The 13,214-nt window shown below is 40.9% G+C and carries 11 protein-coding genes; all 11 read left to right on the top strand.

Annotated elements, in window-relative coordinates:
- The first annotated feature begins 466 nt into the window (after window positions 1-466).
- The 11 genes from ACSQ7D_RS01650 to dld all read left to right on the top strand — a co-directional run bounded on the left by ACSQ7D_RS01650 (window position 467) and on the right by dld (window position 13,159).
- Window positions 467-748 (top strand): hypothetical protein, encoded by a 282-nt coding sequence (locus ACSQ7D_RS01650; protein WP_437135176.1) that lies wholly within the window; start codon window positions 467-469, stop codon window positions 746-748.
- Window positions 749-848: 100 nt separating this feature from the next.
- Window positions 849-3,191: a TonB-dependent receptor gene (locus ACSQ7D_RS01645; RefSeq protein WP_437135144.1), complete on the top strand. Its 2,343-nt coding sequence runs from the start codon at window positions 849-851 to the stop codon at window positions 3,189-3,191.
- An 11-nt stretch (window positions 3,192-3,202) separates the two neighbouring features.
- Complete coding sequence (locus ACSQ7D_RS01640) at window positions 3,203-3,943, top strand: hypothetical protein (RefSeq protein WP_437135143.1); 741 nt, start codon at window positions 3,203-3,205, stop codon at window positions 3,941-3,943.
- A 101-nt stretch (window positions 3,944-4,044) separates the two neighbouring features.
- The gene (locus tag ACSQ7D_RS01635) at window positions 4,045-4,983 is read left to right on the top strand and encodes a hypothetical protein (RefSeq protein ID WP_437135142.1); all 939 of its coding nucleotides are present in this window, start codon (window positions 4,045-4,047) and stop codon (window positions 4,981-4,983) included.
- A 468-nt stretch (window positions 4,984-5,451) separates the two neighbouring features.
- Complete coding sequence (pruA, locus tag ACSQ7D_RS01630) at window positions 5,452-7,077, top strand: L-glutamate gamma-semialdehyde dehydrogenase (RefSeq protein WP_437135141.1); 1,626 nt, start codon at window positions 5,452-5,454, stop codon at window positions 7,075-7,077.
- Window positions 7,078-7,260: 183 nt separating this feature from the next.
- A complete protein-coding gene (locus ACSQ7D_RS01625; RefSeq protein ID WP_437135140.1) occupies window positions 7,261-8,940 on the top strand; it encodes a putative transporter in 1,680 nt (559 codons plus the stop codon).
- Window positions 8,941-8,988: 48 nt separating this feature from the next.
- Entirely contained in the window at window positions 8,989-9,141 is a 153-nt protein-coding gene (locus tag ACSQ7D_RS01620) for a hypothetical protein (protein WP_437135139.1), read from the top strand.
- A gap of 11 nt (window positions 9,142-9,152) precedes the next feature.
- Window positions 9,153-9,923 (top strand): ParA family protein, encoded by a 771-nt coding sequence (locus ACSQ7D_RS01615; protein ID WP_437135138.1) that lies wholly within the window; start codon window positions 9,153-9,155, stop codon window positions 9,921-9,923.
- Window positions 9,923-10,855, top strand: coding sequence for a ParB/RepB/Spo0J family partition protein (locus ACSQ7D_RS01610; RefSeq protein WP_437135137.1), 933 nt, complete (start codon window positions 9,923-9,925; stop codon window positions 10,853-10,855). Before ACSQ7D_RS01615 ends, ACSQ7D_RS01610 begins: the two co-directional genes overlap by 1 nt.
- Window positions 10,848-11,468 (top strand): DUF5683 domain-containing protein, encoded by a 621-nt coding sequence (locus tag ACSQ7D_RS01605; protein WP_437135135.1) that lies wholly within the window; start codon window positions 10,848-10,850, stop codon window positions 11,466-11,468. The genes ACSQ7D_RS01610 and ACSQ7D_RS01605 overlap by 8 nt, the downstream gene beginning before the upstream one ends.
- Window positions 11,468-13,159, top strand: a complete 1,692-nt coding sequence (dld, locus tag ACSQ7D_RS01600; RefSeq protein ID WP_437135133.1) for a D-lactate dehydrogenase — start codon at window positions 11,468-11,470, stop codon at window positions 13,157-13,159. Before ACSQ7D_RS01605 ends, dld begins: the two co-directional genes overlap by 1 nt.
- Window positions 13,160-13,214 lie beyond the last annotated feature (55 nt).

The raw sequence follows: 13,214 nt of genomic DNA, 5'->3' as shown, positions 1-13,214 counted from the left end.
TTTCCGTCGCTACATTCCCCCTCTCCTTGGGAGAGGGACGGGGTGAGGATTCTTTTTCTTTCGCCTCGAAACCCCGTTTTTAACATTTTTTACATCGCTGTATTATATTATGAATCAACCACTTACATACCCTTTCTATACCAATCGTCCAAGATTCATATAAGCTTCCTATAAGCTCTCTATAAGCTACCCCCACCCTCCTAATAGCCTTTTTTCATCAAAAACCCTCCCTCCCTTCTTCCGAACTTCTCCGATATCTTCCGAAAACTCCTATACGTCATTTTTGCGATATACACTTTGCCAAAGTTAATCGCCCGTCGTGCTACGACCTTTGGCAAAGTTAATTATTGGCATTATTGACATTTTTTTTTTGTAATTCATAATTATTTTGTAATTTTGCATCTTGAAAACTATGAAAAGACAATCGTTACACACGCGCATCTTCGCCTTTCTGCTACTGTCTTGTATGCTGAAAGTAGCTTTTCCGGTGGGTGAATTCTTTCATAATCACCACACTCAGGAAGAGTTATGTGCTATAGCTACCGGAGATAAGTGTCATCACAACACTCACCTTTCAGCGGTAGACACTCATCACGATTGTATTTTTGTACAACTGCATCAATTCTTTGCTCCTTCATTTTTTATCTTTCAATTCTTAGAGCAAAGTGCAACAGCAGTATTCTTCTTTATCGAAAAAGGCTTCCCTCAAAACGCCTTTACTATCTTTTCAAGAGGTCCTCCGATGTAATTAGCTGATGAGTTAATGAGTAAATTAGCAAAAGAGGAATGATTCCTCTTCTTATCCAGCTTGCTAATTTTCAAATTCCAAAAATTTCCAAATTGATTTTATGCAAAAGATATTCAGTCTTCTGCTATTCAGTTGTGCTTTCTCGCTATATGCGCAAGAAACCTTACAACTGCAAATAGAAGACACTCAAAAACTACCCTTAGGCAATGCGGTAGTGCATTTCCTTGGAAAGCACTTTATAAGCGATGCCGATGGGAAGGTAACGATAAAAAAACTCAGCAAGGGCTCTTACCCTATCAAAGTAACCTATTTAGGCTATCACGATTACGAAAGTACTGTCATCATTCCACATTCACAACCTCTTGTGATTGTAATGAAAGAAGCAGTGAGCGTACTCGAAGGTACTACCGTATCAGGGCATACAACTCAACAGTATGTGAGAGGCTTAACCCCTTCTATCATATCCATTTCACTCAAAAGAAATAGCTTGATAGAGAAACAAGGCGACGATTTAGCCAAAGTGCTCACCTCTATATCGGGGGTATCGATGATACAAACAGGCGCGACCATTGCCAAACCGGTAATTCACGGCTTGCACAGCAATCGTATCTTGATACTCAACAACGAAGTGCGCCAAGAAGGACAACAATGGGGTGCCGACCACGCTCCCGAAATCGACCCTTTGGTAGCCGACCAAATAACAGTAGTAAAAGGTGCTGAATCGGTGCGTTATGGCTCTGATGCCTTAGGTGGAGTGATTCTCATAGAACAAAAAAAACTCCCTTATAGCGACGGTCTGCACGCCAACTTAGCTTCTTCGTTTGGCTCTAACGGACACAAATTGAGTACTACGTTAAAAGTCGAAAGTTCAGTCCCCGAGTTACCTTCTTGGGCGTGGCGTGTACAAGGAACTTTAAAACGTTCAGGCGACATCAGTACAGCTAATTACCTGCTGAATAACACTGCTGCTCGTGAAGCCAATTTCTCAGTAGCAACAGGCGTTCAGAAGGAAAAAGGCACTGCTGAAATATTTTACAGTAGGTATGAGAACGAAAGCAGTGTGTTCTACGGTTCGCATATTGGGAATTTAGACGATTTGCTCGCTCGGTTCGAAATTGGAAGACCGCTTACCACTTATCCATTTTCGTATAGCATCAATGCACCCAAGCAAAAAGTAGTGCACCACTTGCTAAAAGGTAAAGCGTTCTATTTCTTGCCCTTCGGAGGAAAACTCACCGCACAATACGCTTTTCAGAAAGATATTCGTCAGGAGTTCAGTGTTCGCCGAATGGACAGAACCCGCATTCCAGCCTTAAATATGGAGCTCACTACCCACGCACTCGATGTGTATTGGGAAAACGCTTACAGCAAATGGAAGAGTACCATAGGGGGTAGTTTCAACAAGCAGGACAACTACAACCAACCCGGTACGGGGGTAGTACCTGTAATCCCTAACTATGCTTCACTTAGTTATGGTGCTTTTGCAATACAACGTTTTCAGCGAGATGCTTGGTTATTAGAAGCTGGTGTGCGTTACGACTATAAGTACCTCAATGCCGATGGTTACGATATGTACTCACAGCGTTACGGAGGCGAACACAACTTCCATAATCTCACCTATACCTTAGGAGGAACAATGCCTCTCTCGCGAGTTTCACAACTGAAATCTAACATAGGCGTAGCGTGGCGTGCTCCTCAGGTGAACGAACTGTACAGTAGCGGACTTCATCACGGCGCAGGCACTTATGATTTAGGTGACGATAAGCTCGAATCAGAAACAGGAGTGAAGTGGGTTACCTCTCTTTTGCTAAACAATGAGAATAAACGTTGGAATGTAAATCTCGACCTTTATATCCAATATATTAAGAATTACATTTACGATTATCCTACCGGCGAAGTCCAAACCCTCTTTTCAGGTGTGTATCCTATCTTTCAGTACACCCAAGCCAATGCGTTTTTTAGAGGCGCTGACCTCGATGCTACTGTTCGTTTGTTAAACAAAAACAGAGTAGCACAAGTAGGTAATCCTACAAGTTTAGACTACCATTTGAAAGCCTCAGTAGTATGGGCTAACGAAGTGAAAACAGGGCGTTACTTTCCGTTTATCCCTGCCCCTCGTTTGAGTCAGTCGCTAGAATATAACAAAACGCACCGCAACAGTTTATTGAGCCGTATGAGTGCTAGCATAGGACATACTTTTGTAGCCAAGCAAACACGCTTTGAGCCCTCACAAGAGTTAGTACCTACTACACCTGATGCCTATCACCTTTTCGAGGCGAGCATAGGAGGTACTTTGGATATCGGCAAACGCCAAACCCTGGACATAAGGTTATCCGCCGAAAACCTTTTTAACACCGAATATAAGGAATACACTAATCGTTTTAGGTATTATGCCCACGATTTGGGTAGAAACGTATATTTAAGAGTAAATTACAATTTTTAAACACTATTAAGATGAAAAAGATATCTTATTATTTAAAAGCTATTAGTCTAATAGCATTAGTATGTTTTACAATGGGCAGTTGTAGTAAAGACGACACTAAACCCGCTCCTCCAACCGATGAAACCAAAGACAGAGGGCACGATATGCCCGACAAAGTGCAGTTTATCATTACCAATTTAGGAACTAACGAGGTGCAAGAGCGCACCGCCAACAAGTCAGCTAAAGGAGTAGTGTATGACATCACCGAGCCTATAAAATGGCAAGTGGGACACGAATATCGTTTCGAGATTGTCTATTACAACAATGGAGCTCGTATGAACCACGAGTTTGTAAGTGCCAAAATGGCTCCTATTCATCAGCACTTCTTTCAGTTATTTCAAGGAGAGTATCCTAAAGATGAAGCAGGAAGAACCGCTATGGTAACAGCTATGAACAAAGCGGTAAGCTATCTATATCAAGATACCGACCCCGAAAATGGTACTTACGGCACACAAGGGGTGAAATTGCGCTTGCGCACTTGGGATAAAACTAACCCTGAGCAACGCGACCCTATTGGGCTAAAAGGCGTCTTTCACATCAAAGACGATGCTACCGCAGGTGATTACAAGTTGCGCATCAAGTTAGCACACTTTCTTATTGCTAATAAGCTCAACCCTAAAACCCAAGAGGAACGTCCATACAACGTAGTGGAGTATTCTAACGCCTTTCAATTAGACTCTGATATGATACTCCCTATACAGATTATTCGTTAGCTGTGTGTATTATGAACTTTGCCAAAATTTTAAACTTTGGCAAAGATGATACCTTGCTAATACATTATTTACAAAACAATAACTTTTAATATTAAAAAACGATGAAAAGAATATATTATATCTTAAAAATCAGTTTATTTTTACTATTTGTAACAATAACCCTAAATTCTTGCAGTAAGGACAAAAGCCCAGAAAACCCTATTATTACAGACCCTACTGAATTTGCGTGGAGCAAACTCGAAGTGCGCTTTACCAAAGGGCATTCTCACGGATATTTTCACGGGAACCCCGATTACCCTGTGAAATACCTCAAAACAGTACAACGTTTCTATTTTAATAACATAAATGGAGTGCCTACACCTGCCACCGATAACCCAACTGCTATCCGCTGGGAAGGAACTGATGTAGTGGCTGATGATCACCACGATGAAGATGAGGACGAAGATGCTCTCCACAATCATCAGCACAATGCAGGCGTGAGCTTATACGGTATAGAATTGATATTTTATGACAAAGACGGCAAGCGTGTAAATGCACAACTGAGCACTGGTAATGCTCCTAATCACTACCAATTTTTCTTTATCGCAAATAATTTTGCAGCAGTAGCCAGCAATACAACTGTGCCTACCCAAGCTGAAGCACTCGACTACAAATACCGCGATACCAACCCTGAAGAATTGTATATCAAAGGCGGTAGTTTTGATAAAAACCCTAATGCTCCTAAAGGAGTACTTCGTAAAGAGCAGATAGGCTTGAAAGGCTTTTTTGAAGTAAAAAGAACCTATATAAACTTCGATTTGCAAATCGTATTAGGTGTTTTCGCTACCAAGCCCGCAAATCTAACCTATAATACTGTTCCTGCTAATAAAGTGTTAGATGTAAAAATACCTATACATATCTACACAGACCTTTTGCGAGAAGACAAGACGGTAGAAGATGCAATGCGCGAGTTTGGTGTTAGTAAAGCCGAAATAAAGAAAGATCAAGACGACATTATAGCTTCTGATCTTTCTCCTGAAAGCAGTGGTACCTTTTTATAATTTTGTGTATATCACTTAGCAATAATAAAAGAGACTGTTCTTTTTTAAGGAACAGTCTCTTTTTTAAACAATAAGTAAAGCTAATAAAACCAGTTTATACTCGTTTTACTCCTATTATCCTTCATTTATTCTATATCTATCCGCGTGTTTTGTACCGTTCATTGTTCGTCTTTTGTTCGTCTTAGCTTCGCTCTTCCTTCGAATAAACATTGATATTCAGATACATTTTCCTCCTCAAAACATTTTTCTCTCTTCACTTTTCACTAAAATATCTCAACTTGCTCACAGCATAAAAAGTTATCAAACGAGTTAAAACAATTGTATGAAGTTATAACACATCTTTTACTCTCCACCTTTTATCTTTCACCCAAATTGAGAAATTATCTCATCAAAATTTGCACATTCAAATAATTGTTGTAATTTAGCCGAAATTTTCGAATTGTATCAACAACTAAAAACAACTATACTATGGGAAAAGGATTTTTTAAGGTTCCTAAAGCTACCAACGAACCCGTAAAAAGTTATGCGCCAGGAAGTACTGAGCGTGAGTCTGTACTACAAGCCTATAAAGAATTGTGGAATACTAAAGTAGATGCTCCTCTCTATATTGGAGGTGAAGCCGTACGTACAGGTCAGACAGGTGAAATGCATTCCCCTCACGACCATAAGCACTCATTAGGTGTTTACCACAAAGCGAGCAAAGAACACGTGCAAAAAGCCATTGAAGCAGCGCTAAAGGCGCGTACTCAGTGGGCTAACCTTGCGTGGGAAGAACGCGCTGCTATCTTTTTAAAAGCTGCCGACCTCATTGCAGGTCCTTACCGTGCTAAAATGAACGCTGCTACTATGATAGCGCAGTCTAAAACCGTACACCAAGCCGAAATAGATTCTGCTTGCGAGCTGATAGACTTCTTGCGCTTTAATGTGCAGTTTATGGCTAATATTTATAACGACCAGCCTAACTCTTCCGAAGGCGTATGGAATCGTGTAGAATACCGTCCGTTGGAAGGTTTTGTATATGCTGTTACACCTTTTAACTTCACCGCTATCTCAGGCAACCTTCCTACCAGTGCTGCCCTTATGGGAAATGTAGTCATTTGGAAGCCAAGTACTTCACAAATATTTTCCGCTGAAATGATAGTAGAAGTCCTCAAAAAAGCAGGTTTACCCGATGGTATTATCAACGTATTGCACGGCGATGCAGCTATGATTACCGATACTGTTTTAGCAAGCCCTCATTTCGCAGGTATTCATTTTACAGGCTCTACCGAAGTATTCCAAGATATTTGGAAAAAGATAGGTAACAATATTCACCTCTATCGCTCTTATCCTAAAATTGTAGGTGAAACAGGTGGTAAAGACTTTATCATCGCTCACCCAAGTGCTTGCCCCAAACAAGTAGCTACGGCTATTACTCGTGGAGCTTTTGAATATCAAGGACAAAAATGTAGTGCTGCTTCTCGCGTGTACTTACCTAAATCGAAGGCTGACGAAACGCTGAAATTGGTAAAAAAAGATGTACTCTCTTTCAAAATGGGTTCTCCTGAAAACTTTGAGAACTTCATCACTGCGGTAATTCACGAACATTCTTTCGATAAATTAGCTAAATATATAGACCAAGCTAAAAAAGACAAAGATGCCGAGATATTTGTAGGTGGTGGATATGATAAAAGCAAAGGATACTTTATAGAACCTACTGTGATTGTTACCACCAATCCACATTACACCACTATGGAAACCGAACTTTTCGGACCTGTAGTAACTGTGTATGTATATGATGACTCTAAATGGGAAGAAACCTTGAAACTCGTTGATGAAACTTCAGTTTATGCACTCACAGGAGCTGTATTTGGCACTTGTCGTTATGCGTTAGACGAAGCAGTAAAAGTACTCGAAAACGCAGCGGGTAATTTCTATATCAACGATAAACCTACAGGAGCCGTAGTGGGGCAACAACCTTTCGGTGGTGCACGCGCCTCAGGTACTAACGACAAAGCTGGGTCTGCCCAAAACTTATTGCGTTGGGTATCGCCACGCCTTATCAAAGAAACTTTCGTACCCCCAGTAGACTATCGTTATCCATTCTTAGGATAATAAATAAAATTTTAACTTCGCCAAAGTTCTCAGCCCGTGCGGCTCGCACCTTTGGCAAAGTTTCTCTTAAATCTATGTAAAAACAGTTCCCTTACGAACACTTGTATTTGTGGATTGTCCCTCTTCGGGGGTTCGGGAGCTTAATTAATCATTAAACACTAAACATTAATCATTAGACATTAAATGGAATGGCTTTGGAACTTGATGACTAACCACGAGAGTGTGGCTTACACTGTGATAGTGTATAGCGTGGTCATCGCAGTAGGAGTTGCTTTAGGAAAAATAAAAATATTTGGCATCTCTTTTGGTATTGCTTGGGTACTTTTTGCAGGTATCGCTATGGCTGAATTAGGATTCACTGTAAACCCCCATATTCAACATTTTGTAAAAGAGTTCGGATTGATTCTGTTCGTCTACACCATCGGACTACAAGTAGGCCCTGGCTTTTTTGCCTCCTTCCAAAAAGAAGGCATCAAATTCAATCTCTTGGCAGTGCTCTCTATTGTGAGTTGTGTACTTACTGTAATTGCTATCCACTACATCACCCAAACCGATATGGGTACCTTGGTAGGTATAATGTCAGGTGCCGTAACCAATACCCCAGGGTTAGGAGCCGCTCAAGCTACTTTAGAAGATGTATTTAAAGGCGACCCAACTACAATGCCGAACCTCTCGACCGCCTATGCTGTTGCTTATCCTTTCGGGGTGTTAGGAATTATCTTGGTAATGTTAGGGCTCAAAGCCTTCTTAAAAGTGAATTTAGATGTTGAAAAACGTTTAAATTCTGTACGTCACTCTAAAGATCAAGTAGTGATCAATCGATTCGCGATAAAAGTAAGCAATCCTGCCCTCTTTGGTAAAAAATTGAGCGTTATCAAACAAACTCTTGATTTCGACTTTACCATCTCGCGTATGTGTAGAAAAGGAGAGATTATATTAGCTAGTGCCGACACACTGATAGAAGAAGGCGACATCGTACTGATAGTAGCTAACCAAAAAGAAAATGAGAAGTTTTTGACCCTAATAGGTGACAGCGTTTCCATTTTGGATTATTTCCCTGATGTAAAAGATATGCGCTATACTTCACGCCGTATCAACGTTACCCAACGCGCTATTTTCACCAAAACTCTTGCAGAGCTCGATGTACGCAAACGTTTTGGAGTAACCATCACTCGTGTATATCGCGCAGGTATTGAGTTCGTGCCCGCTGCCGATACAAAATTACAGTTTGGTGATACCATTACTGTAATAGGCGATGAATCGCACATACAACTCGTAAGCAAAGAGTTCGGTAATTCTAAACGACGTATGCAAACCCCTCACATAGCCGAGCTCTTTATGGGGATTACTCTTGGTGTATTATTAGGAAGCATTCCGTTTGCTATCCCTGGCATACCTGTACCTGTAAAATTAGGGTTAGCAGGAGGTCCTCTGATTGTTGCCATTCTCATCAGCCGTTATGGCGGTAAATTCTCAGTAACTCACTACGTATCGCAAAGTGCCAACCTAATGGTACGAGAGATAGGTATTGTGCTCTTCCTTGCTAGTGTGGGCTTAGACGCAGGAGCTACTTTTATAGAAACTATTTTGCACGGACAAGGCTTGTACTGGATGTGTTTAGGAGCTCTCATTACTCTTATACCACTTATTATCACCTCTTTAGTAGCACGATTTAAAGCAAAATTAGACTATTTGGGCATCTGCGGATTGCTCTCGGGAGCCTCTACTGACCCACCAGCTTTGGCATTTGCTAACGATATGTCCAACTCCGAAATTCCTGCGCTTACGTACGCTAGTGTGTATCCGCTTACTACGTTTATGCGAATAATGGTTGCACAATTATTGATTGTCTTTTTTGTGTGATGTTTCAAAAAAAGTTGTATTTTTGCCCTCTGAAAGAATAAAAATATTATGTTTGGAAATATGATGGATATGATGGGCAAACTCGAAGAAAACAATGACTTTTTGATAGTTACCTTAAACAAAGCCATTAAGAGAGTGACCGTGAAAAATGAAGCTACGCTGGCTGAAATAGGCAAACAAGAGCTTCCGTTTAACTTTTAAAATATAAATCTATGGGTAAAATAATAGCTATTGCAAACCAAAAAGGAGGAGTAGGCAAAACCACTACTTCCGTAAACTTAGCTGCCTCTTTGGGGGTATTAGAAAAAAAAGTATTACTCATTGATGCCGACCCACAGGCAAATGCGACTTCTGGCATAGGTATTGATGTAGATTCTATTGAGCACGGTACTTACGAGCTTTTGGAACACACGATGGAGGTTAAAGATATGATTGTTCACACCAGCTCTCCTAATCTCGACCTTATCGCTGCTCACATCAACTTAGTGGCTATTGAGATTGAGCTCGTAGACAAAGAACAACGAGAATATATGCTCAAAAAAGCCTTAGAGCCTATCAAAGACCAGTACGATTACATTTTGATAGACTGTGCACCCTCGTTGGGACTTATCACCTTGAATGCTCTTACAGCAGCTAACTCGGTGATTATACCTATCCAGTGTGAGTATTTCGCCTTGGAAGGGTTAGGTAAACTTCTCAATACTATCAAGAGTGTACAAAAAACCTTCAATCCCGATTTAGATATCGAAGGCTTATTACTCACTATGTATGATGCGCGCTTACGTTTGTCTAACCAAGTGGTGGAAGAAGTACAAAAACACTTCAGTGATATGGTATTCAAAACCATTATCCAGCGTAATGTGCGCCTTAGTGAAGCACCTAGTTTTGGTGAAACTATCATCAACTACGATGCTACCAGCAAAGGAGCTACCAATCACATCAACTTAGCTCAAGAGATTATAGATAAAAACAAAACTGTATAATGACAAAACCTGCTAAAAAACCTGCCTTGGGGAGAGGTATTTCAGCTATTTTTGGCAATAGCCCCGAAGTGGCTATTAATTCTATCAAAGATAAAAATGCCGATAAGATTGTAGGAAATATCATAGAACTTGAACTCGACCTAATAGAAACGAATCCTTTTCAGCCTCGTACTTCTTTTAATGAAGAAGAGCTACAAGGGCTCGCTTCCTCTATTGAGGAATTAGGGGTAGTGCAACCTATCACCGTACGCAAACTCGACGGAGAAAATAAATATCAGCTCATTTCGGGCGAACGCCGTTTCAGAGCTTCTAAATTAGCTGGACTCAAAACGATTCCTGCCTATATTCGCATTGCCGATGACAACGAGTCACTCACAATGGCTTTGGTAGAGAATATTCAGCGTCAAGATTTAGATCCCATAGAGATTGCTCTTTCTTACCAACAGCTCATCGAGCAGGTGAATCTCACTCAAGACCAAATGAGCAAACGTGTGGGCAAGAAACGTTCTACCATTACAAACTATTTGCGTTTGCTCAAACTCGCTCCTATCATTCAAACAGGCATACGCGACGGATTCATTTCTATGGGGCACGGTCGTGCAATAATCGCCATAGAAAACCCTGAACAACAAGCAGAAGTATACCAACGTATCATTTCCGATAACCTATCAGTGCGTGATACCGAAGAGTTAGTGCGCCGCTTGCAAAACTCCGAGACACTTAATGTGGTAAGTATTCAAATCCCTAAAAGCAATAGTAAAACTGAAGTACCTACTTATATCAAAGAAAATATGAGTAGTTTTAATCATTTTTTTGGTACTAAAGTTACTGTAAAGATGAGCAAGAACGGCAAAGGTAGCCTTACCATTCCTTTTAGTTCAGAGGAAGATTTCAAACGTATTCAAAGTTTATTACACAAAAAGGATGAGTAGAAAGATTGTTTTGATAATAGCCCTACTTATGGGAGTGGGTATTTCGTATGCACAAGACGATACAGAGGAAGTGGTAAAAACACCTTCAGACTCTGTGCAGATAGCTGTTATGCAAGACAATATGAAAAAAGTCCCTTGGAATACCGACCCTCTTTCGCCTGCTAAAGTTGCCTTCTATTCAGCGGTTATCCCAGGTTTAGGTCAGATATACAACAAGAGCTATTGGAAAGTACCTTTGGTGTATATTGCTATCGGTACCCCAATATACTTCTACATACAAAACTCTAAGGAATACGATCGTTACCTCACTGCCTACAAACGTCGTCAACAAGGATTTACCGATGATGAGTTCTACGGCAATCGCCCTGATGGACAACCGCGTCTCAGTACTGATGGATTAAGACGAGGCATACAGTTCTATCGTCGTAATAAAGAGCTTTCTATTCTTATAGGGATAGGCTTATATGCCCTGAATATCATTGAGGCGAATGTCGATGCACATCTCAAACAATTCAATGTAGATGAACGCCTCACAGTAGAACCTTTCATTCAACACGATTTCCTCACACAGCCCCAATTTGGCTTGACACTCAACTATAAATCCAAGAAATAATGACCACACAAAATCTATTAGAAACCTTGCGCCACATTGTTGGTGCAAAGTACGTTATTACCGACCCTTCAAAAACTGAACGTTACCGCACTGGGTATCGTTTTGGTACCGGAAATGCAATTGCCGTGGTGCGTCCCGCTACTTTGTGGGAACAATGGCAAGTACTGGAAGCTTGTGTAGCAGCTGATGTGATTGTAATTTCACAAGCTGCCAATACAGGTATCACGGGAGGATCTAATCCTTTTGGTAACGATTACGACCGCGATGTAGTAATCATCAACACGATGCGTAATGACAATATTCAGCTTATACTTGATGCCAAACAAGCTATATGTCTTACAGGAGCAACACTCAACCACTTGGAACAAGAGTTAAAACCTCATAATCGCGAACCTCATTCAGTAATAGGCTCCTCTTGCATTGGGGCTTCAGTTATTGGAGGCGTGTGCAACAATTCTGGCGGTTCTTTAGTACAACGTGGTCCTGCTTATACTGAAATGGCTCTCTATGCCCAACGCAATGCCAACGGTAAATTAGAACTTATTAATCACTTAGGTATTGATTTAGGAAGTACTCCTAAGGAAATACTTACCAATCTGCAAGAGGGTAGATACCAAGCAAAGGATATTCACATTTCTGATAAGAAAGGACACGATCACGACTATTGTAACCACGTACGTGAGATTAATGCCAATACGCCTGCTCGTTTCAATGCCGACCCAGCTCGCTTATACGAAGCCTCAGGTAGTGCGGGTCGTTTAGGAGTTTTTGCCGTACGCGTGGATACTTTCCCTGCCGAGAAAAAAACAGCCGTATTCTATATAGGTACTAATAACACAGCGGTACTTACCAAATTGCGCCGTGATATGCTCGGTACTTTCGAAGAAATTCCTATCTCTGGCGAGTATATTCACCGTACCGCCTTTGATATCGCTGCTAAATACGGTAAAGATACTTTTTGGTATATCAAAAATGTAGGTACTGAATACTTACCCAAGCTCTTTTCTCTCAAAGCGTGGGGCGACCGCGTAGCCAAAAAACTACCTTTTATGCCTAACCATTTCAGTGAAAAATTCTTGCAATTCACCTCTAAACTAATGCCTCAACACCTCCCCAAAATATTGTGGGATTACCGCAACCAATACGAGCACCATCTCATTTTAAAAATGGGAGGCAAAGGGGTAGACGAAGCTAGGGCTTATTTGCAAAAAGAATTTGCCGATAGCACTAAAGGAGCTTATATAGAGTGTGATGCCAAACTTGCACAAGCAGCAATGCTCTTGCGCTTTGCAGTGGCTTCAGCAGCTATTCGCTATCGTTCCGTACACGAGGACGAGGTAGAAGATATCGTCGCTTTAGACATAGCTTTGCGTCGCAATGATGAAGATTGGTTTGAAAAGCTTCCTCCTGAACTCGACGCTAAGATACTTTACAAATTGTACTATGGTCACTTTATGTGCCACGTATTCCATCAAGATTACGTGATTAAGAAAGGTTACAACTGTGAGGAAATAGAAGAAGAGATGCTCAAAATATTAGACACTCGTGGCGCACAATATCCTGCAGAACACAATGTAGGGCATTTATATCACGCTAACGACGACCTTAAGAACTTTTACAACTCTCTTGACCCTACCAATAGCTTTAACCCAGGTATTGGTAAGACCTCTAAGAAAAAAGATTGGAAATAGAAACTCATAGTATTACATATTTAGAGAGGCTACCTCAAAAAATTTTGAGGTAGCC

The organism is Capnocytophaga sp. G1920 (genome assembly GCF_051417515.1).
This window is presented reverse-complemented; position numbering and strand designations above follow the sequence as displayed.

What these genes read in the sequence shown, in the direction of transcription:
- ACSQ7D_RS01650 (WP_437135176.1), top strand. Translation starts at nt 467, where the DNA reads ATGCTGAAAGTAGCTTTTCCGGTGGGTGAATTCTTTCATAATCACCAC.
- ACSQ7D_RS01645 (WP_437135144.1), top strand. Translation starts at nt 849, where the DNA reads ATGCAAAAGATATTCAGTCTTCTGCTATTCAGTTGTGCTTTCTCGCTA.
- ACSQ7D_RS01640 (WP_437135143.1), top strand. Translation starts at nt 3,203, where the DNA reads ATGAAAAAGATATCTTATTATTTAAAAGCTATTAGTCTAATAGCATTA.
- ACSQ7D_RS01635 (WP_437135142.1), top strand. Translation starts at nt 4,045, where the DNA reads ATGAAAAGAATATATTATATCTTAAAAATCAGTTTATTTTTACTATTT.
- pruA (WP_437135141.1), top strand. Translation starts at nt 5,452, where the DNA reads ATGGGAAAAGGATTTTTTAAGGTTCCTAAAGCTACCAACGAACCCGTA.
- ACSQ7D_RS01625 (WP_437135140.1), top strand. Translation starts at nt 7,261, where the DNA reads ATGGAATGGCTTTGGAACTTGATGACTAACCACGAGAGTGTGGCTTAC.
- ACSQ7D_RS01620 (WP_437135139.1), top strand. Translation starts at nt 8,989, where the DNA reads ATGTTTGGAAATATGATGGATATGATGGGCAAACTCGAAGAAAACAAT.
- ACSQ7D_RS01615 (WP_437135138.1), top strand. Translation starts at nt 9,153, where the DNA reads ATGGGTAAAATAATAGCTATTGCAAACCAAAAAGGAGGAGTAGGCAAA.
- ACSQ7D_RS01610 (WP_437135137.1), top strand. Translation starts at nt 9,923, where the DNA reads ATGACAAAACCTGCTAAAAAACCTGCCTTGGGGAGAGGTATTTCAGCT.
- ACSQ7D_RS01605 (WP_437135135.1), top strand. Translation starts at nt 10,848, where the DNA reads ATGAGTAGAAAGATTGTTTTGATAATAGCCCTACTTATGGGAGTGGGT.
- dld (WP_437135133.1), top strand. Translation starts at nt 11,468, where the DNA reads ATGACCACACAAAATCTATTAGAAACCTTGCGCCACATTGTTGGTGCA.